The 19,421-nt window shown below is 58.1% G+C and carries 18 protein-coding genes; 16 read left to right on the top strand and 2 right to left on the bottom strand.

The window, feature by feature from the left end:
* Positions 1-265 precede the first annotated feature (265 nt).
* The 14 genes from ABFX35_RS04555 (at position 266) to ABFX35_RS04620 (ending at position 13,687) form a co-directional block, all read left to right on the top strand.
* Positions 266-1,207 carry a diguanylate cyclase domain-containing protein gene (locus ABFX35_RS04555; protein WP_346079442.1) on the top strand — a complete coding sequence of 314 codons (942 nt, stop codon included), beginning with the start codon at positions 266-268 and terminating at the stop codon, positions 1,205-1,207.
* Positions 1,208-1,324: 117 nt separating this feature from the next.
* A complete protein-coding gene (locus ABFX35_RS04560) occupies positions 1,325-2,122 on the top strand; it encodes an ABC transporter substrate-binding protein (RefSeq protein WP_095845069.1) in 798 nt (265 codons plus the stop codon).
* 74 nt (positions 2,123-2,196) lie between these two features.
* Positions 2,197-3,315, top strand: coding sequence for a succinylglutamate desuccinylase/aspartoacylase family protein (locus tag ABFX35_RS04565; protein WP_346079445.1), 1,119 nt, complete (start codon positions 2,197-2,199; stop codon positions 3,313-3,315).
* 61 nt (positions 3,316-3,376) lie between these two features.
* A complete protein-coding gene (locus ABFX35_RS04570; RefSeq protein ID WP_346079447.1) occupies positions 3,377-3,616 on the top strand; it encodes a hypothetical protein in 240 nt (79 codons plus the stop codon).
* 122 nt (positions 3,617-3,738) lie between these two features.
* Positions 3,739-4,182, top strand: coding sequence for a GlcG/HbpS family heme-binding protein (locus ABFX35_RS04575; RefSeq protein ID WP_121554136.1), 444 nt, complete (start codon positions 3,739-3,741; stop codon positions 4,180-4,182).
* Positions 4,183-4,196: 14 nt separating this feature from the next.
* Positions 4,197-4,925, top strand: a complete 729-nt coding sequence (locus ABFX35_RS04580; protein WP_346079449.1) for an SDR family oxidoreductase — start codon at positions 4,197-4,199, stop codon at positions 4,923-4,925.
* 23 nt (positions 4,926-4,948) lie between these two features.
* A complete protein-coding gene (locus ABFX35_RS04585; RefSeq protein ID WP_346079451.1) occupies positions 4,949-5,743 on the top strand; it encodes a siderophore-interacting protein in 795 nt (264 codons plus the stop codon).
* A gap of 78 nt (positions 5,744-5,821) precedes the next feature.
* The gene (locus tag ABFX35_RS04590) at positions 5,822-6,364 is read left to right on the top strand and encodes a PadR family transcriptional regulator (RefSeq protein WP_279026099.1); all 543 of its coding nucleotides are present in this window, start codon (positions 5,822-5,824) and stop codon (positions 6,362-6,364) included.
* A gap of 199 nt (positions 6,365-6,563) precedes the next feature.
* Positions 6,564-8,045 (top strand): UbiD family decarboxylase, encoded by a 1,482-nt coding sequence (locus tag ABFX35_RS04595; protein WP_279026097.1) that lies wholly within the window; start codon positions 6,564-6,566, stop codon positions 8,043-8,045.
* Positions 8,046-8,056: 11 nt separating this feature from the next.
* Complete coding sequence (locus ABFX35_RS04600) at positions 8,057-8,635, top strand: UbiX family flavin prenyltransferase (protein WP_121554132.1); 579 nt, start codon at positions 8,057-8,059, stop codon at positions 8,633-8,635.
* Positions 8,636-8,655: 20 nt separating this feature from the next.
* Positions 8,656-9,372 carry a DUF554 domain-containing protein gene (locus tag ABFX35_RS04605; protein WP_279026094.1) on the top strand — a complete coding sequence of 239 codons (717 nt, stop codon included), beginning with the start codon at positions 8,656-8,658 and terminating at the stop codon, positions 9,370-9,372.
* 66 nt (positions 9,373-9,438) lie between these two features.
* Complete coding sequence (locus ABFX35_RS04610; protein ID WP_346079454.1) at positions 9,439-10,311, top strand: LysR family transcriptional regulator; 873 nt, start codon at positions 9,439-9,441, stop codon at positions 10,309-10,311.
* A gap of 313 nt (positions 10,312-10,624) precedes the next feature.
* Entirely contained in the window at positions 10,625-12,031 is a 1,407-nt protein-coding gene (locus tag ABFX35_RS04615; RefSeq protein WP_346079456.1) for an aminotransferase-like domain-containing protein, read from the top strand.
* Between the two features lie 144 nt (positions 12,032-12,175).
* Positions 12,176-13,687 carry an MFS transporter gene (locus ABFX35_RS04620; protein WP_279026090.1) on the top strand — a complete coding sequence of 504 codons (1,512 nt, stop codon included), beginning with the start codon at positions 12,176-12,178 and terminating at the stop codon, positions 13,685-13,687.
* Between the two features lie 65 nt (positions 13,688-13,752).
* Here ABFX35_RS04620 and ABFX35_RS04625 read toward each other — a convergent pair whose 3' ends face one another.
* Positions 13,753-14,916, bottom strand: a complete 1,164-nt coding sequence (locus tag ABFX35_RS04625; RefSeq protein WP_279026088.1) for a dihydrodipicolinate synthase family protein — start codon at positions 14,914-14,916, stop codon at positions 13,753-13,755.
* Between the two features lie 276 nt (positions 14,917-15,192).
* On the opposite strand from ABFX35_RS04625, the gene ABFX35_RS04630 reads away from it, so the two are divergent.
* Together ABFX35_RS04630 and ABFX35_RS04635 are read left to right on the top strand one after the other, a co-directional pair.
* Entirely contained in the window at positions 15,193-16,326 is a 1,134-nt protein-coding gene (locus ABFX35_RS04630) for an acyl-CoA dehydrogenase family protein (protein ID WP_346079459.1), read from the top strand.
* Between the two features lie 76 nt (positions 16,327-16,402).
* Complete coding sequence (locus ABFX35_RS04635) at positions 16,403-17,248, top strand: sugar phosphate isomerase/epimerase family protein (protein ID WP_346079461.1); 846 nt, start codon at positions 16,403-16,405, stop codon at positions 17,246-17,248.
* 500 nt (positions 17,249-17,748) lie between these two features.
* Here the strand turns inward: ABFX35_RS04635 and ABFX35_RS04640 are convergent, their stop codons facing one another.
* Positions 17,749-19,398, bottom strand: a complete 1,650-nt coding sequence (locus tag ABFX35_RS04640; protein ID WP_346079463.1) for an electron transfer flavoprotein-ubiquinone oxidoreductase — start codon at positions 19,396-19,398, stop codon at positions 17,749-17,751.
* Between the last annotated feature and the right edge of the window lie 23 nt (positions 19,399-19,421).

Genomic DNA, 19,421 nt, shown 5'->3' on the forward strand with positions numbered 1-19,421 from the left:
CCTTGCGAAGGGAAGCGCTGATGCCAACAACCGCACTGCGCCTGTGCTGGCGCCGGCTTCGTCATCCCTGTGTCACCGGGGTTTCGCCAGAATAAAATACAGTAACGCTTTTGCTTAATTGGATCGTGAGGCAGAATATCATAAATAAAAATTAGCAGACGGCGGGCGGCGCACTGCCGCAAGGTAAGTGTTTATAATTGCGTTAGACATTTTTGTGGTTGAGGTGGTTTATCAACGGCAAATTTAACCCCAGGGAGTGTGATGGATGAAAGAATTATTTGAGCGGGAGAAAGACGGGGGGATCCAATCTCATCAAGATCTGCTTATCATCCTGGATGCCCTACCGCTGCCCATTTCATGGGCTACCCTACCGGATGGAAAAATACAATTCACCAACCGCGCTTTCAAAAAAATATTCGGTTATGCAGACAATCAATTCACTGAAGTGACTGATTGGGTTGAAAGCACTTATATTAATGAAAACGAGCGCCGGCTTGCCATCAACCATTGGAAAAAACTGTGGATACCGCAATCAACCGGGGTATCTGAAGTCGCGCCGTTCGACATTCAGGTGAAAACCGCCTATGGCACGGTGCTGTCCGTTCAGCACCGCGGGATTATCCTGCATGATATCAACATCGGCATTGCGATCTTTGAAGACATTACCGCCCGCAAGCTTGCCGAGAGTTATCTGCAGCGCATCGCCTATGAAGACGCGCTAACCGGGTTGGCTAACCGCCATGCGTTGCAAATGCATTGGGACGCCATGCATGCGGGTAAGGTGGCCGAGCCGCCCAAACGGCAGGCGCTGTTGCTGTTCGATCTGGACGGGTTTAAACAGGTTAACGATCGCTATGGCCACGATGTGGGCGATGGCTTGCTGATTATTGTCGCCGAGGAGTTAAAGCGGTGCTGTCGCCAACAGGATTTCGTCTGCCGCCTGGGCGGCGATGAGTTTCTGATTTTGCTCTCGGACTTCAGCGATACGGCCGAGGTGGAAAAAATCTGCCGCGATATTGAAGCGGCGTTCACCACGCCGTTCATCGTCGGTGAGCATAGCCTTTCGCTTGGCGCCAGCATCGGCATCAGCCTGTATCCCGAACAGGCCTCCAGCCTGCGCGAGCTGTTCAAAAAAGCCGATCAGGCTCTGTACCGCCTTAAACGTTCGCGAAAAGGCGGCTGGGCCTGGTTTGCCCCGCCGAAATAACGCTGGTTTTGGCAGGCTCTGCATGGCGGCGATGGCGCGTTGTTTCGCTTCCGGCTTCACATCCGGCGGTGAAGTGGTTAGTCTTTTAAATCCCACAACACAATAAGACGATAATTCATGAAAAACACAACGTTCGCATCACGCCTTCGCAAGGGAATTCTGTTTAGCCTGGTCGCCGGGTTGGCTTTTAGCGCCCAGGCCAAAATCGATCACGTCCGCTTTGTGGTCGATCCAACCTATCCGCCGTTTGAATCCAAAAACCCACAGGGCCAACTGGTGGGTTTTGATATCGATTTGGGCAACGCGCTTTGTGCGCAGATGCAGGTGAAATGCACCTGGGTGGAAGGCCAGTTTGATGGCATGATCCCCGGCCTGAAGGCGCGTAAATTCGACGCTATTCTTTCCGATATGGGCATCACCGAAGAGCGCCTGAAACAGATCGACTTCACCGTGCCGCTGTACGACACCAAGACCCAGCTTTTGGCGCGCAAGGGCATGAACCTGCTGCCGACGGCGGAATCCCTGAAAGGGAAAAACATCGGGGTGGCGCAGGGCACGGTGCAGGAACGCTATGCTCATGCCAAGTGGCAGCCTTTTGGTGTTAACGTGATCTCGTATGCCGATCAGAGCCAGGTGGAAAGCGATCTGGTTTCCGGCCGCCTTGACGCCTCATTTACCGACGCCGCACAGGCTGCTATCGGCTTCCTGAAACAGCCGCAGGGGCAGGATTTTGAACTGGCCGGCCCGATGGTGGAAGATCCTATTATTGGCCCTGGCACGGCGATTGGCCTGCGCAAAGGCGACACCGAACTGAAAAACGCCTTGGATACCGCTTTTGCCGAACTGAAGAAAAACGGCACCTTCGATACCTTGCAGAAGAAATATTTCGAGACGGATATTTCCATCAAGCAATAAGAGGGATTTGGCCGCTCAGCCTAACCTGATGCCGGGCTTTGCCCGGCATGTTTTCTTTTGGACAGTGATCGCTTATGCAACAACAACGCCATCCTTTATTTTCCCCCTCTCTGGGGACACAGCGCGAGATTATCAGTTACCACTACGGCCCCGCCAACGCCGAACGCCAGGTCTATATCCAGGCCAGCCTGCACGGCGATGAACTGCCCGGCATGGTGGCGGCATGGGTGCTTAAGCACAAACTGCAGCAGTTGGAGCAACATGGCTTCCTGCAGGCGCAGATTACGCTGGTGCCCGTCGCCAACCCGATCGCCCTGAATCAGCACTGGCATGGCAGCCATCTTGGCCGCTTCGAGACCGATTCCGGGCAGGATTTTAATCGCCGCTTCCCGTCGCCCGGCGCGGCGGTGGCGCCGATGGTGGCGCCTGATTTAGGGGCGGACTGTGCGGCCAACCGCCGGGTTATCCGCCGGGCGCTGGCGCGCTATTTTGACCAGCAGCAGCCCCAAACAGAGCTGGAGTCGCAGCGCCTGGTGCTGATGCGCATGGCCTGTCAGGCCGATCTGATGCTGGATCTGCACTGCGACTGGGAAGCAGTGGCGCATCTTTACACCACCCCCCGCGCCTGGCCGGATATCGAACCGCTGGCGCGCTATTTGGGCAGCGACGTGCAACTGCTGGCCGATGTCTCGGGCGGGGAGCCTTTCGACGAATCCTGCGGCGAGCCGTGGCGCTATTTGCAGCAGGCCTTTGGCGATCGCTTCCCGATGCCGGAAGGGCCGCAGCCGGTGACGCTGGAACTGCGTGGTGTGCGTGATGTTTCGCTGCCGCAGGCCGAGCAGGATGCCGACGCCATTATTCATGCCCTGATCCACGCCGGCTATATCCGTGGCGAAGCGCCGCCGTTGCCTGCATTGCGCCACCCCGCCACGCCGCTGGCCGGGTGTGAATACATCACCTGCCCACACGCCGGGGTGATATTGCACCTGCGCGAACTGGGGGAATGGATTCATCCCGGCGAAGCGGTGGCTGAAATTCTCGATCCGTTGACCGATCGGCTGACGCCGCTGGTGGCGCAATACGGCGGGCTGCTCTATGCCCGCCACTGGATGCGTTATGCTACCGCCGGCATGCTGATCACCCGCCTGGCCGGGGAAGATGCTGGTCGGGAAGGGGCGTTGTTGGTTCCCTGACGCTGCGGGAAAGGTTAACGCGCAAACGCACCGGGTTGTCTGCCGCTTAAGGGATAACCCGGTGGGTTTAGCGCGCCGCCGCGCCAATGTGATGATTGAGCGCGTGAATGTAAGTAAATATGTAAATCCACGTAACCCGCCGCAGAGCCTTTCACCCTTGCGCCGCCTGCCTGTAGCCCCTTTTCCCGATCTCTTTTTTGTGAGTCTTGTGCGGCCTTTCGCGCGCTGGCGCATGATTCTTCACTTGCAACCAAGATATATCATGAATATATTTTCACAGGCCGATGAGAATGATTACTGATTGGCTTTGTCGGCGCCTGGCGTCAACAATGGGCGTTCGGCGGCGCGTTGCGCGCCACATTGCTGGGTACGCTTGCCGTTTCGGCGGCGGTGCCTTGTTATCCCCTGTGGTGAGGAGAGTATATGGACAGACAAACCGATGAGCGTGCCGTCCTGGCCGTCGCGCAGAAAAAACTGACGATTACCCTGGTGGGCGCGCGCAAGGCAATCGCCGCCGCGCAACAGGTAGCGGCAGAAAATGGTTGGCACATCAGTGTTGCGGTGGTCGATCGCGCGGGTGAACTGGTGGCGCTGGAGCGTTGCGATACGGCGATCGGCATCAGCCCCAATGTTGCCCTGGGTAAGGCGCGCACGGCGGCCTTACTGGAAGCGCCGTCAAAAGCATTCGAAACCTTTATCAACGGCGGCCAGCCCAGTTTTCTCGCCACGCCCGGCGTGACGCCGCTGGAAGGCGGGGTGCCTGTGTTGCTGGACGGGGTGGTGATTGGTGCGGTTGGCGTGAGCGGCGCCCACGGCGCCAATGATTCTTTGGTTGCTGAAACCGCCGCGGCGGCGGTCAGTGCGTGAGTGAGGAGTTGGCGATGGCTGCATTAAACAACAAACATCTGGTGATCATCGGCGGCAGTTCTGGCATTGGTTTCACCATTGCGCAGCAGGCGGCGGCCGAAGGCGCGGTTTTAACACTCGTTGGCCGCGATCCACAACGCCTGGCGGCGGCGAAAGAAAAGCTGGCCGCGCAGGGGGGGCAGGTTAAGGCTACCCTGCAGGTGGATGCGCACGACCATGCGGCGCTCACGGCGCTGTTTGCACAGATTGAACCCTGCGATCACCTGGTTTCGATGGTGGGGGATGCCATGGGCGGCGGCTTTGTGAGCGCCGAAATGGCGGTGATTGAGCAAGTGATGTATTCCAAATTCCTCACCAATGTGCTGATCGGCAAGCTGGCGGCCGATAAGGTGCGCCGCGGCGGCAGCATCCTGTTTACCTCCGGCACCGGCGGCAAACCGCAGCATGCCTGCGCCAGCTATGTCGGCAATCTGGGCATTAAAGCGCTGGCAGAAGGGCTGGCCGCCGAACTGGCGCCAAACATCCGCGTAAACACCGTGGCGCCCACCTGGACCGTCACCCCGTTCTGGCGCCATCAAGCGCCGGAAAACGTAGAACAGACGCGCCGGCATTTTGCCGAGGTTATTCCGTTGGGGCGTACGGCGACGCTGGATGAACTGGCTTCCGCCTATGTATTTTTAATGAAAAACGATTTTATTACCGGGCAGCAACTGGCGGTGGACGGCGGCATCATGCTGGGCTAAGCCTTGATCCAAGGAGAACGATTTTGCATAACAGTAAGCAACAAGATAACGGCCGTGCGCCGCAGCGGGTGCGCAATGAACTGCGTTTTCGCCAGGTTGAAGTGATCGCCAAGCAGCAGATTGCCGGCAGTTTTTACCGTATCGAGTTTGGCGGCGCAGCGCTGGCGGGCTTTAGCTCACAGGGGTTTGACGACCATATCAAAGTGTTCTTTCCCGATCCTGCCGGCGGTGAGCTGCATCTGCCGGAAATAACCGAGCAGGGTATCGTTTGGCCTGAAGGCGTGCGCCCAGCGGGGCGTGATTACACGCCGCTGGCGTTTGATGCGCAGCAAAACCGCCTGACAATCGATTTCTACATCCACCCGGGCGGCATCGCCAGCGATTGGGCGGCGCGCGCCGTGCCTGGCGACACGCTGTTGTTCGGCGGCCCGCGCGGCTCGCTGATTGTCCCGGCCGATTACGCCTTCCAGCTGTATGTGTGCGATGAAACCGGCCTGCCGGCGGTGAAACGCCGCCTGCAAGATATGCAGGCCAGCACAGCGAAGCTATTCGCCTTTACTGATGAAGCGGTTGGCCGCGCCTATCTGGGGGAACTTGACGGGGTGCAGGCATGCTGGTTGGGCAGCGGCAACATGCAAGCGGCAAACCTGGCCGGGCTGATGGCTGAACTGGATCAGCTTGCTGTGCCAGCCGACGATTACTTTATCTGGCTGACCGGGGAAGGGGCGGCGGTTAAGACCTTGAGCGACTATTTCATCGAGCAGCGTAAACGGGACGCCGCTTTCGTGCGCGCCGTGGCATACTGGCACCAGAAATAGCGCCCGCTGCCGCCTGTGTTGAATTTTGCCAGGCGGCAGTCTACTATCAACCCCCTTATCTTTTAGCTCAGACCGGCGATGAAACCTCAGCAACCTTTCCCCACATGGCAAGCAGACAAAGACAAGCGCGCCGCCTGCGCCAAGGTGCGTAAAAAGCGCCGCGAAAAAATGCTGGATGCCAGTGATATTCGTCTGCTGATCCTGCACTTTCTGGCGCTGGGGGCGGCGCACGGCTATGAGCTGATCAAATCGATCGAAGATCTTTCCAAGGGCGAATACGCGCCCAGCCCCGGCATCATTTACCCGAACCTGACCCAGTTGGAAGAGGCGGGTTATATCCAGGTGATGGACGATCAGGAAACGCGTAAAGCCTATTCGCTGGAAGAAAAAGGCCGATTATTGCTGCAGGAGCAGCGTGATAATTTGCTGGTTATTCTTGAGCGTTTAACATCATTGGCGATATTGGTTAACAATCGCTCTATTCCCGAAGTTGAGCGCGCCATTCACAATATGAAAACGGCGCTCAATTCCCGCCTGTCGCAGGAAAATATTTCCCAGCAGTCCTTGCATGCAATTATTGATGCGATGGATGAAGCAGCAAAAAAAATAGAACGTAGCTGATTTTACACGTTTTTTAATTGGTCTTGTTTCATTTAATTAATGTGTAACGTGTTTTAATTTTTATAGTAAATCATGTTGATTTTATTGCCTATACCAAAAAGATATAGGTGGGTAATATAAACGGTATTTTAACTTACAATATTCCCGGCGCTATATTCCCTGACAGTTAGTCCGTCTTACGATATTAATCGGAGAGAATATGTCAGAGAAAAAAGCTACCGCTGTTCATGACTTACGTTCAGCCATTGAATTGCTGAAGAATATTAAAGGCGAGTTCGTCAGCACCGATACCGAAGTGGATCCCCATGCGGAGCTCTCCGGCGTCTATCGTTACGTCGGTGCTGGTGGCACTTGCGAACGTCCAACGCGCAAAGGCCCGGCGATGATGTTTAACAACGTCAAAGGGTTCCCCGGCGTGCGCGTGGTGACCGGCCTGATGTCTACCCGTGAGCGTGTGGGCCATTTGCTTGATTGCCCACCGGAAAAACTGGGCTTTCTGCTCAAAGACGCGGTACACCATGCGGTGGCGCCGGTGTTGGCCGAACAGGCGCCCGAATGCCAGCAAGTGGTGCATTATGCGGACGATCCGGCCTTTGACTTGCGCACGCTGCTGCCTGCGCCCACCAATACCGAAGAGGACGCCGGCCCGTATTTCACGATGGGCATGTGCTACGCCTCGGATCCGGACACCCACGAGTCCGACATCACCATTCACCGCTTGTGCATTCAAAGCCGCGATGAGCTTTCCATGTGGCTGACTCCAGGCCGCCACATTGACGCGTTCCGCGAAAAAGCAGAGAAAGCCGGCAAACCGTTGCCGATTTCCATCAGTATCGGCGTCGATCCGGCGATAGAAATCGCCGCTTGTTTTGAGCCACCGACCACGCCGTTGGGCTTTAATGAACTCAGCATCGCCGGCGCGCTGCGCGGCCAGCCGGTTGAGCTGGCGCAGTGCCTGACCATCAACGAACGCGCACTGGCCCACGCAGAAATCGTGATCGAAGGCGAACTGCTGCCGAACGTGCGTGTGCGTGAGGATCAGAATACCAACACCGGTAAAGCCATGCCGGAATTCCCAGGCTACACCGGTGAAGCCAAAGCGGCGCTGCCGGTCATCAAGGTGAAGGCGGTCACGCACCGTAAGAACCCGATTCTGCAAACCACCCTTGGCCCCAGCGGCGAGCACGTCAGCATGGCCGGGATCCCAACCGAAGCCAGCATCCTCGACATGCTGGAACGCGCCATGCCGGGCCGTGTGCTGAACGTCAATGCACACACTTCCGGCGGCGGCAAGCTGCTGGCGGTGCTGCAGTTCAGGAAAGCCTCGCCGGTGGATGAAGGGCGCCAGCGCCAGGCGGCGTTGATTGCCTTCTCTGCGTTCTCCGAGCTTAAGCACGTGATCCTGGTGGATGAAGACGTGGATATCTTTGATACCGACGACATCCTGTGGGCGATGCAGACCCGCTATCAGGGCGATGTCGATACCGTCTTTATTCCCGGCGTGCGCTGCCATCCGCTCGATCCTTCGCAAATCCCGGAATACAGCCCAAGCATTTCGCAGCAGGGGGTTACCTGCAAGACCATCTTCGACTGCACCGTGCCGTGGCACCTGAAAGCCGACTTTGAACGCTCGAAGTTCAAAAAAGTCGATGTGAAACGTTTTCTTCCCGATTTTGAATAAGTGAGGTTGTTGTGAGCAGAAGGCGCATTATCGTGGGCATCAGCGGCGCATCCGGTTTCCAATACGGCATGAAGGCGCTGGAGCTGCTGCGCGATCAGGACATTGAAGTGCACCTGGTGGTGACCAAAGGCGCGGAGGTGACGCGCGCGATGGAAACCCAATGGCAGCGCCAGGATATTACCGTACTGGCCGATGAGGTGCACAACGTTGCCAACCTGGGCGCGTCGATTTCAAGCGGTTCATTCAAGACCCTTGGCATGATTATCGCCCCCTGCTCAATGAATACGCTGGCGTCCATTGCCCATGGGTTGACCAGCAACCTGCTCACCCGGGCGGCGGACGTGATCCTCAAAGAACGCCGCCGCCTGGTACTGATGGTGCGGGAAACGCCGCTTAACCTCACGCATATCAAAAATATGCATCTGGTGACCGAAATGGGCGGGATTATCTATCCGCCCGTACCCGCCTTTTACCAACAACCACAGTCGGTTGATGACATTGTCCGCCACAGCGTGGCCCGCGCGCTCGATCTGTTTGAGCTGGATGTTGGGGGCCTTAACCGCTGGGGTGAGAAACACAACGAACAATAACAATCATTAAGGAGTAAACCATGGTAGTGGGCCCTTTTGTCAACGGGAGCGCCGTGCTGATTGGCGGCCTGGTTGGCGCATACCTGGGGAATAAAGTTCCGGAGCGCTTGCGGGCTGCTCTGCCGATGACTTTCGGCCTTTCCTCTATGGGGTTGGGCATTGTATTGATTGGCAAAATCCATAGCCTGCCGGCGGTGGTGTTGGCGCTGATTATCGGTGCGGCGCTGGGGGAATGGGTGTTCCTGGAAGAGAAGATCGGCCGGCTGGGCAACCTGGCGAAAGGCCTGGTGAGCCGCTTCCAGACCGACGATACCGGGCTGGATCCGAAGGCATTTACCGAGAAATACGTGGCGATCCTGGTACTGTTTTGCGCCAGCGGCACCGGTATCATCGGCGCAATGACCGAAGGCATGACGCACGATCCCAACATCCTGTTCGTGAAATCGATCATGGATATCTTTACCGCCGCGATTTTCGCGACGGTGCTGGGCTATGCCGTTGCGGTGATTGCCATCCCGCAGTTGATTATTCAACTGTTGCTGGCCTTCTCCGCGGTGCTGATTATGCCGCACACCACCCCGGCGATGATGAATGACTTTACCGCTGCCGGTGGGTTTGTGATGCTGGCCGCCGGTTTCCGTATTGCGGGGATCAAATCCTTCCCGGTGGCCAATATGTTGCCGGCGCTGGTGCTGGTGCTGCCGGTATCATATTTGTGGACGTTGTATATCCACTAAAGGGTTTAACAGGCGGTTGGCGGGCCATGTTACAATCGCGGTGTGTGGAAGCAGAGCGGAGGAAGCATGGACCTTAAAAGATTGCAGTATTTTTGCTCAATAGCGGAACAGGGCTCGATCAGTAAAGCCGCAAAGCTATTGAACATCGCCCAACCGCCGTTAAGCAAGCGCCTGCAGGAGTTGGAAGAAGAGATTGGCTCGCCGCTGTTTATCCGCACGCCGCGAAAAATGCAACTGACCGAAGCCGGCACCTTTCTCTACCGCCAGGCATGCACTGTCCTGAGCAGAATCAATAGCCTGAAACGGCAGACCATCATGATCGCCACCCGTAAAAAACACGTGGTGAACATCGGCATTTCCTACCTTTATCTGCGCTATTTCAACCAAATGCTGCTGGATTATTACCACAACCGGCCGGACTGGGATATCAACGTGGTGGTGTCTGACTCCAGCCATCTGGAAGAGATGCTGATTGGCCAGGCGATTGATATCGCTCTGATGCAATCCCCGGCGGACAAACAGCCGTGGTTCATCCGCGAGCTGGAAGCCGTCGACACTATCGCCGTTGTTTCTGCGCATTACGCCGCCATGTTTGCCGGCAAGGCGCTGCATTTTACCGATCTGAGCGGCGTGCCGTTAATCCTGCTGCACCGGATCGGCGGGGAAGGCACCTATGAAATTCTGCGCAACAAACTGTATGAGAAAATTGAACAGGTGAATATCAGTATTAAGGTTTCCGAACCCAAGCTGATTCTTGAAATGATGGAGCAGGGGTTTGCCGGCGCCGCATTTATTCCCCGCTCCGAGTTCGTGCCCAGCCCGCAGGGCAAATACATCAGTTGCCCGCTGGCGGAAAGCTTTGCGATTTACAAACCCGCGATGGTGACGCTGAGCACCACGCAGGATCGCCAACTCTGGGCGATGCCGGCGGAAGAGTAGCCCCGCGCCCTTTACCGCTGGCGCAGGTAGGCTAGGGCAGCGGCCGATAAACCAGAAAGCGCGCGCACAGCGTCAGCGTCGCAATCTGCGGATCGCGCGTTGAAAGTTCCTTTTTTATTCCCGTTTTGTTGTTATTGATTCATACTCATCAGCCTGGTTTTCACCGTGCTTTGCCCCTCTGCGGCCGGCAGGGTGTATGTTAATCGATTGATCCTCATCTTTATTTACCTTTAATCCTGTGGCGTGCAGGGAAAAGTACCGTCAAAACCGGCCGGGCGATGTGCACAGTTCGGTGCGATACAAGGCAGAACAGATGGCAGAACAGATATGCCGCTACCGTGAGATCGCGGAGCAGCTAAAACGGGCAATCATCAACGGTGTGCTGCCGGCCGGGCGCAAACTCCCTTCGGTGAGAAAGCTGGCTACGCAGTACGGCGCCAGCATGACCACCACGCTCAAAGCCTTGCGCACGCTGGAGGATGAGCACTACGCCCAGGCCAGGCCGAAGTCCGGTTTTTATGCGGTGTTGCCCGAACAGGCGTCAGCAGCGTCGCTGCGGCCGGTGGAGATTGCGCCGCTGGATGCGCAAACGGAACTGCATCTGGCCATGTTGGGCAGCGATTGCCGCGTGCGGCTGGATTTGGCGAACGGCGCCGGCAGCCTATACCCGATCCGCAAAATCAGCCTGCTGATGCGCCAGCTTAGCTACCGCAAGCCGCAGCTGTTGGGCAACGCCATCAAGGGAGCGGGCTACCCGCCTTTGCAAACCGAAATTGCCCGCCGGGCGCTGGACTATGGTTGCAGCCTGGAAGCCGGCGAGATCATGGTGACCAATGGTTGCATTGAAGCGCTGGCGCTGGCGCTGCGCGCGGTGACCCAGCCGGGCGACAGTGTGGCGGTGGATTCCCCCTGTTATTTTGTGCTGCTGCAGATGCTGCGCCATTTGGGGCTGCGGGTGGTGGAAGTGGGGCGTAGCGAAGATGGCGTTACCGACGCCGGGCAATTGGCCGCGTTGTTCCAGCAACGGGTGGTCACCGCCTGGGTGGCGTTGGCCAATGTGAACAACCCGGTGGGCACCACCATGGGGGATGAAACCAAAGCCTTCTTGGCCCAGTCGGCGGAGCAGCACGGCGTCACCATCATCGAAGACGATGCCTTTGGCGATACCGCCTTTAGCGCGGCGCGCCCTTTCCCGCTGCGCGCGTTCAGCGAAAATGTGATTTTGTGCAGCGGTTTTTCCAAAACCATCGCGCCCGGCCTGCGCGTGGGTTGGTTGAGCGGCGGCAAGTGGAGCAGAAAAATCGCTGCGCTGAAGTACACCTCAACGCTCGGCACCAGCCTGTTGCCGCAGGCCGCGGTGGCGGAACTGCTGAAAAACGGCGGCTACGACGCACACCTGCGCAAGCTGCGGCGGGAGCTGGCGCGGCAGGTTGCCGCTCTGCGCGCCGGGGTGATGCGGCATTTCCCGCCCGGCACGCGCGTTTCAACGCCGCAGGGGGGCTATGTGCTGTGGGTGGAACTGCCGGCGGGCTGCCTGCCGGCGCATGAGCTGTCGCGCATTGCGCGTGAACAGGGCATCGGCATTGCCCCTGGCCACCTGTTTGCCACCGATCGCCGTTTCGATCACTGCCTGCGGTTAAACGCCGGTTTTGGTTGGAATGACGAGGTCGACAGTGCCCTGCAATCGTTGGCGAAGTGGTGCATTCCTGCAAAAAAATAAGGCTGATAACAATCAAAAACATAAGCTATACCAACTAATTATTATTGCGATCTCGATCATAAAGTAACCAACAGGTTAGATACTTAACTTAGTGGGTGTTGTATGTTTTTTTAACAAAAACATAACACTCACGGGGATGGTTTTATGGCGATACCGCAGGTCAGACTCAAACACTACCTGGCTTATGGCTCGGGGGATTTTTTCGGCATGGGCACCACGGCGCTGACCGGCGCCTGGCTACTGTTCTTTTACACCAACTTCTGTAACCTCACCGCGATCGAAGCGGCGTCCATTTTCGCCATTGCGCGCGTTTTTGACGCCGTCGCCAGCCCGCTGATGGGCTTTTTTACCGATAACTTTGGCAAAACCGCGCTGGGCAAGCGCTTTGGGCGGCGCAAATTCTTTATCTTGTTGGGGATACCCGCGGTGTTCTCGTACTGCTTTATCTGGGTCAGTGATATGAATTATTTCTATTACCTGATCACCTACCTGGCGTTTGAAATCGTCTACAGCATGGTGCTGGTGCCTTATGAGACGCTGGTGCCTGAAATGACCAATGATTTCAAACAAAAGACCAAGTTTTCTGGCGCGCGGATTGCCTTCGCCCAGGTGTCCTATATTGTGGCGGCGTATTTGCCCGGGCTGTTCTTTACCTGGTATGGCAAGGATAACGCCAGGGTGTTTTTTTATTCCGGCATCGTGGTGGCCGTTATCTGCGCCGTCGTGCTGTGCCTGGTGTATTGCTACACCTGGGAAAGGCCGCGGCCGGCCGAAGCGGCGGTTGAAGACGGCGAAAAATCCGCTTTTAACCATACCGCCAGGAAATTTGTCGCCGAAGTGTTCTCTACCCTGAAGGTGAAAATGTTCCGCAAGCATTTGGGGATGTATCTGGGCGGGTTTATCGCACAGGATCTTTTTAATGCGGTGTTCGCCTATTACGTGATTTTTGTGATTTACCAAACGGCGACGGTGTCGTCTGAGCTGCTCGGCATCATGTCTGTATTACAGTTTGTCGCCGTGCTCGCGATGATCCCGCTGTGTATTTCTTGGGGGCCGGCGCCGGCATATCGGCTTTCCGTGGTGCTGTTCGGTATGGCCTGCGCCGCCTATGGCTTGCTGTGGCTGGGGGATCACAACAGCCTGCTGTTACTGATGCTGGTGTCGGCTTTGGCCGGCGTGGGGCGCGGGGGCATCAACTATATTCCGTGGAATACCTATACCTACATGGCGGATGTTGATGAGGCGATCACCGGCCAACGCCGGGAAGGGATTTTTGCCGGCGTGATGACCATGACGCGTAAAGCCTCCCAGGCCGGGGCGATCATGGTGGTGGGGCTGTTGTTGCAGGCCGCCGGGTTTATGCCGGGGCAAAACCAGCAGCCTGAAAGTGTGCACCAGGTGATCCTGCTGGTGCTGTGCGGCGGCACGCTGTTGCTGCTGTTAGGCGGCTATGTGGTTTCACGCGGGTTTATCCTGAATGTGAAAAACCATGCGGTTTTGCGCGCCTGCTGTACGCAGATGCAGGCAGCGGGCGGGCCGGTGGCCGGCAGCCTGTCGGGGGAAGATCAGCAGATCCTGGAACAAATCACCGGGCTGCCGTACGAACAACTGTGGGGCAATAACACGGTGGCCTATTACAACCGCTGCCCCGATTAACGCCCGCAATCGGATGATAAAAAAAAGCGCTGCCGATGATCACCGGCAGCGCTTTTTTACGCTTTTCAATAACCGTATATTTTAAGCAGCGCCTGCATTCTTTGCAGCGCTAACTCCGGTTGGTGCAACAGCCCGGCCTGGTCGGCCAGGCGGAAGATTTCCGCATAGTGGCTGATTTCACGCGCGGCCTGCATGCCGCCCGCCATCGCAAAGTGGCGCTGGTGGCCATTCAACCAGGCGAGAAAAACCACGCCCGCCTTGTAATATTGGGTGGGAGCTTTAAAGATCTCGCGCGCCAGCGGTACGGTGGGCGCAAGGATACGATGATATTGCGCACGATCCCCTTGCGCCAGCGCATTGAGCGCCTGGCTGGCGGCAGGGGCGATGGCGTCGAAAATCCCCAGCAGGGCATGGGAGTAGTGCCCCTGTTCGCCTTCGATCAAATCCGGATAGTTGTAGTCGTCGCCGGTATACATTTTGACCTGCGCGGGCAGGCGCTGGCGGAAGGCGATTTCGCGCTCTTTGCTAAGCAGCGACATCTTGATGCCTTCCACTTTGCCGGGATTGGCATTAATGATCGCCAGCACCGTATCGGCGGCGCGATCAATGTCGGTGCTGCCCCAGTAACCGGTGAGCGCAGGATCAAACATGTCCCCCAACCAGTGCAGGATCACCTTGCCCTGGCTCTGTTGCAACAGGCGGTTATACACCCGCAGATAATCTTCACTGCCGGTTGCTACCTTGGCTAGCGCCCGGCTGGCCATCAGCACTATCCGGCCGCCGTGCTGTTCCACCAACTCCATCTGTTCTTCATAGGCGGCGATGACCTGATCGAGCGACGTGGCCGCATTGGCGTCTAACTGATCGGTACCCACGCCGGCGGCAAGATCGGCGCCCGGCGTCGCTTTGGCCGCCGCCAGCGAACGGACGATCAACTCCCGTGCGATTGGCCAACTGATCCCCATGCCGCGCTGGGCGGTGTCCATCGCTTCGGCTACTTTAAAACCCAATTGCCACAGATGGTGGCGGTAGGCGAGGGTGGCATCCCAGTCGATGGCGGGTTTTTCAAGCCAGTTGGCCGTTTGTGCTTCGGGCGCAATCACCACGTGCGCGGCGGCATAGGCGATGCGGTTGAATGCCGGCGGCGTTTCCGGCCACGCCGGGGCGGCGCCCAGCAGTTGATAGTCGGCAAGATTTCCGTGGCGGTCCGGCAGGCGTAGGGTAGACATATTTTTGTTCCTTATAAACTATCTGTTTAGTTACTTGTGGTTCATGTTTACTCATCGATTGTTTAAAAGTCAAGCGCCGGCCGGCCAGAGTGTTCGCTCGGTCAAGGCGGCAGAATGCGCCGTGGCGACAAGCGGCAAAATTCTGTTGTACAGCTAACAGTTATCGCCGACGGGCATTGACTTATTCACCTGTAGATTGTAGTAACTATCTAGTTATTTAATTTAACCGTAATGTAACGATGATGATACCGAGTATCAACAGGTGGGAGGGGAACCATGTATTTAACTGAGATCCATCAACAGATTCGCGATATGACCCGTAAGTTTGCCGACGAAGTGATCCGCCCGCAGGCGGAAGAGCTGGATCGCGAAGAGCGTTTTGCCGGTGATATCTACCAGCAGATGGGGGAACTGGGGCTGTTCGGCATCACCGTGCCGGAAGCCTACGGCGGCGTCGGGTTGGATGTCGTGGCCTATGCGGTGGTGATGGAAGAGCTGTCGCGCGGCTATGCGTCAGTGGCCGATCAGTGCGGCCTGGTTGAACTGCTGGGCACGCTGTTGTCGCAGCATGGCAATGATAACCAGCGCGCCAGGTGGCTGCCGGGCCTGCTTAATGCCTCGCTGAAAGGGGCATATTGCATCACGGAAGCCGGGGCGGGTTCCGACGTCTCCGGCGTGAAAACCACAGCGACGCGCAGCGAAAACGGCTGGGTGCTGAATGGCAGCAAATTGTGGATCCATAACGCCCCGGTGGCCGATGTGGCCTTTGTGCTGGCGCGCACCGACAAAGAAGCCGGCCACCGTGGCATGAGCATCTTTATCGTTGACTGCGCGCTGGCTGGCGTATCCAAAGGGCCGAAAGAGCACAAAATGGGGCAGCGCTCGTCGCAGGTGGGCGAACTGCACTTTAACCAGGTGCAACTGCCGGCGGATGCGCTGCTGGGGGCGGAAAACCGTGGTTTCCACATGATGATGAGCGCGCTGAATAAAGGGCGCGTGGGCATCGGCGCGTTGGCAGTCGGCATTGCGCGCGCCGGGCTGGAGGCCGCCACGGAATATGCCAAACAGCGCGAACAGTTCGGCCAGAATATTGCCGGGTTCCAGGCGGTGCAGTTTATGTTGGCGGACATCGCCAAAGACACCGAAGCCGCACGCCTGTTGGTGCACAGCGCCGCCTATAAAATTGACACTGACGCGGCCGACGCCACCGCTGCCTGCTCAATGGCCAAGTGCTTTGCCGGCGATGTGGCGGTGCAGCATAGCGCCAATGCGGTGCAGATCTTCGGCGGCAGCGGCTATATCCGCGGCGTAGAGGTGGAGCGGCTCTATCGCGATGCCAAAATCACCCAGATCTATGAAGGCACCAACCAAATCCAGCGCATGATCATTGCGCGCCATTTACTGGCCTGACGCCGCGGCGTTCCCTCGCTTGGCCGGGGGAACGCGCTTTCCTGTCTGCAACGGCATAAAGACGACGAGGAACATCATGCGTGAACTGAAAGGGCGCCGCGATCTGCTGGCGATCAACACCGCGACCTTGGGTTACCAGCAGCCGCTGGACCAAACCATTCATCTGCTGGCCGAGGCCGGGATCGGCGGTATCGCGCCTTGGCGCCAGGAGGTAGAGGCGCTGGGGGTGCAGCGCGCCGCCGCTCTGATCCGCGCCGCCGGGCTCACGGTGACCGGCTATTGCCGCAGCCATTACTTCACCGCAGCGAGCCGGCAGGCGCGCGAGCAGGCGCTGGCGATCAATCTGCGGGCGCTGGATGATGCGGCGGAGCTGGGGGCGCAATGCTATATCCTGGTGGTAGGGGGCTTAAGTGCTGATAATACCGTGCTACCGGCGGTATGCGATCAGGCGCTGGAAGGGGTGATGCGTCTGGCGGAGCATGCCCGCCAGTGCGGCGTGCCGCTGGCGCTGGAGCCGCTCCACCCGATGTACTGCGCCGAGCGCAGTTGCCTGGTGACGCTGGCGCAGGCGATCCAGTGGTGCCGGCAAATCAACCACGAATATCCGGCCAGCGCGGGCATTGCCGCTGATGCCTATCACCTGTGGTGGTCGCCCACGCTGGATGAGGATCTGCTCGAGGCGGGCGAGTTATTGCTGGCCTGCCATGTTTCGGACTGGCTGGTGCCGACGCGCGATATGTTGAACGATCGCGGCATGATGGGGGACGGTGTCATCGCCCTGCCGGCTTTTCGCGCGCAGGTTGAAAAGGCCGGTTACGGCGGTTTGATTGAAGTGGAGATTTTTTCCCGCGATAACTGGTGGCTGCGCCCGCCGGCCGAGACGCTGGCCACTTGTATCACACGCTTTGAAAGTGTGGTGTGAATGGGGGGATGTTTTCCCTCACCCCAACCCTCTCCCAGAGGGAGAGGGAGCCGGCCGGTGCCGTGTGTTGGTTCGGTATTTCAAGCCGGCCTTATTACGTATGCCGTCACAGCGGGCACGGTGTACTCTCTCTCCCAGAGGGAGAGGAAGCCGGCCGGCGCCGTGTGTTGGTTCGGTATTTCAAGCCGGCCTTATTACGTATGCCGTCACAGCGGGCACGGTGTATTCCCTCTCCCAGAGGGAGAGGGAGCTGCCCGACGCCGTGTGTTGGTTCGGTATTTCAAGCCTGCCTTATTACGTATGCCGTCACAGTGGGCACGGTGTACTTTCTCTCCCAGAGGGAGAGGGAGCTGCCCAGCGTCGTGTATTGATTGGGCATTGCTTTGCTGCGATCAAGTCTGCCTTATTACGTATGCTGCCACAGCGGGCACGGTATACTCCCTCTCCCTTTGGGAGAGGGTTGGGGTGAGGGCAGAGGGCAGAGGGAGGAGGGCGGTGCATCACATATTCGGATAGTTCGGGCCGCAGCCGCCTTCCGGCACGGTCCAGACGATATTCTGCGCCGGATCCTTGATATCGCAGGTTTTACAGTGCACGCAGTTCTGCGCATTGATCTGAAATTTCTTCTCCCCGGCGATCTCGACGATTTCATACACCCCGGCCGGGCAGTAGCGCTGGGCCGGCTCGGCGTAGCGGGGCAGGTTATCCCGCAGCGGCACCTGCGCATCCCGCAGTTTCAGGTGGCAGGGCTGGTCTTCGTCATGGGCGGTATTGGCAAGATAGACGGAAGAGAGCTTATCAAAGCTTAGCACGTTGTCGGGCTTGGCGTAGTGGATCGGTACGCACTCGCTGGCGGGTTTCAACTGCAGATGATCGGGCTGACGATCGTGCAGCGTAAACGGCAGTTTGCCCTTGAACCAGTTCTGATCGAAATAATTGAACACCCCGCCCAGTAGGGTGCCGTAACGGTGCAGCGCCGGGCCGAAGTTACGTGACTGGCGCAGTTCATCGGCCAGCCATGAATGGTTAAAGCGCGTGGCGAATTCGGCCAGATCTCGTTGCCCGTCTGGCGACTCCTGCAGCGCGGCATACACCGATTCGGCGGCCAGCATGCCGCATTTCATTGCGGTATGGCTCCCCTTGATCTTGGCGAAATTGAGCGTGCCGGCATCGCAGCCAATCAGCAAACCGCCGGGGAAGTGCATTTTCGGTAGGGCGTTAAAGCCGCCCTTGGTAATGGCGCGCGCGCCATAGGCGACGCGTTTACCCCCCGCCAGCACCTGGCTGAAAACCGGGTGGTGTTTCATGCGCTGGAATTCATCGAACGGGCTAAGCCAGGTATTGCGGTAGTTAAGATCGACGATCAACCCCACCGCCACCTGATTGTTGGCGGTATGGTAAAGAAAACTGCCGCCGGAGGCATCGCCGGTCAGCGGCCAACCGGAGGCGTGGATCACCTGGCCGGGGCGGCTTTTTTCCGCCGGAATATCCCACAGCTCTTTGATGCCTATCGCATAATGCTGCGGATCGCTGTCGGCGGCCAGGTTGAAACGCGCGATCAGCTGTTTGCCCAGGTGGCCGCGGCAGCCTTCGGCAAACAGGGTATATTTCGCGCGCAAATCCATCCCGGGCGTGAAGCCCGGTTTGTGATGGCCGGCGGCGTCCACCCCCATGTCACCCAGCCGCACCCCGCTGACCGCGCCGGCCTCGTCAAACAATATCTCGGCGGCGGCGAAACCGGGGAAGATATCCGCGCCCAGCGCTTCCGCCTGCCTGGCCAGCCAGCGGCACAGCTCGCCCAGGCTTATCACGTAGTTGCCCTGGTTGTGCATCGGCGCGGGGATCAGGGCGTTGGGGATCGCCCAGGCCTGGTCGGCGTTGCGCAGTAAATACAGCGCATCTTCCGTCACCGGGGTATCCAGCGGCGCGCCGCGTTGTTGCCAGTCGGGGAACAGTTCGTCCAGCGCCTGCGGCGCGAATACTGCGCCGGAAAGAATATGCGCCCCGATCTCCGCGCCTTTTTCGATCACGCAGACGCTCAACGTTTGCTCTTGCTGTTGCGCCATTTGCATCAGGCGGCAAGCGGCGGACAGCCCGGCGGGCCCGCCGCCGACGATCAGGACGTCAAACTCCATTGATTCACGTTCCATTGCTACCTCCCTTGCCGTGCGGC

The sequence above is a fragment of the Gibbsiella dentisursi genome (genome assembly GCF_039539505.1).
GTDB lineage: Bacteria > Pseudomonadota > Gammaproteobacteria > Enterobacterales > Enterobacteriaceae > Gibbsiella > Gibbsiella quercinecans.

Coding starts and splice junctions, on each gene's coding strand:
- ABFX35_RS04555 (WP_346079442.1), top strand. CDS start 266: ATGAAAGAATTATTTGAGCGGGAGAAAGACGGGGGGATCCAATCTCAT.
- ABFX35_RS04560 (WP_095845069.1), top strand. CDS start 1,325: ATGAAAAACACAACGTTCGCATCACGCCTTCGCAAGGGAATTCTGTTT.
- ABFX35_RS04565 (WP_346079445.1), top strand. CDS start 2,197: ATGCAACAACAACGCCATCCTTTATTTTCCCCCTCTCTGGGGACACAG.
- ABFX35_RS04575 (WP_121554136.1), top strand. CDS start 3,739: ATGGACAGACAAACCGATGAGCGTGCCGTCCTGGCCGTCGCGCAGAAA.
- ABFX35_RS04580 (WP_346079449.1), top strand. CDS start 4,197: ATGGCTGCATTAAACAACAAACATCTGGTGATCATCGGCGGCAGTTCT.
- ABFX35_RS04590 (WP_279026099.1), top strand. CDS start 5,822: ATGAAACCTCAGCAACCTTTCCCCACATGGCAAGCAGACAAAGACAAG.
- ABFX35_RS04595 (WP_279026097.1), top strand. CDS start 6,564: ATGTCAGAGAAAAAAGCTACCGCTGTTCATGACTTACGTTCAGCCATT.
- ABFX35_RS04605 (WP_279026094.1), top strand. CDS start 8,656: ATGGTAGTGGGCCCTTTTGTCAACGGGAGCGCCGTGCTGATTGGCGGC.
- ABFX35_RS04610 (WP_346079454.1), top strand. CDS start 9,439: ATGGACCTTAAAAGATTGCAGTATTTTTGCTCAATAGCGGAACAGGGC.
- ABFX35_RS04615 (WP_346079456.1), top strand. CDS start 10,625: ATGGCAGAACAGATATGCCGCTACCGTGAGATCGCGGAGCAGCTAAAA.
- ABFX35_RS04620 (WP_279026090.1), top strand. CDS start 12,176: ATGGCGATACCGCAGGTCAGACTCAAACACTACCTGGCTTATGGCTCG.
- ABFX35_RS04625 (WP_279026088.1), bottom strand. CDS start 14,916: ATGTCTACCCTACGCCTGCCGGACCGCCACGGAAATCTTGCCGACTAT.
- ABFX35_RS04630 (WP_346079459.1), top strand. CDS start 15,193: ATGTATTTAACTGAGATCCATCAACAGATTCGCGATATGACCCGTAAG.
- ABFX35_RS04635 (WP_346079461.1), top strand. CDS start 16,403: ATGCGTGAACTGAAAGGGCGCCGCGATCTGCTGGCGATCAACACCGCG.
- ABFX35_RS04640 (WP_346079463.1), bottom strand. CDS start 19,398: ATGGAACGTGAATCAATGGAGTTTGACGTCCTGATCGTCGGCGGCGGG.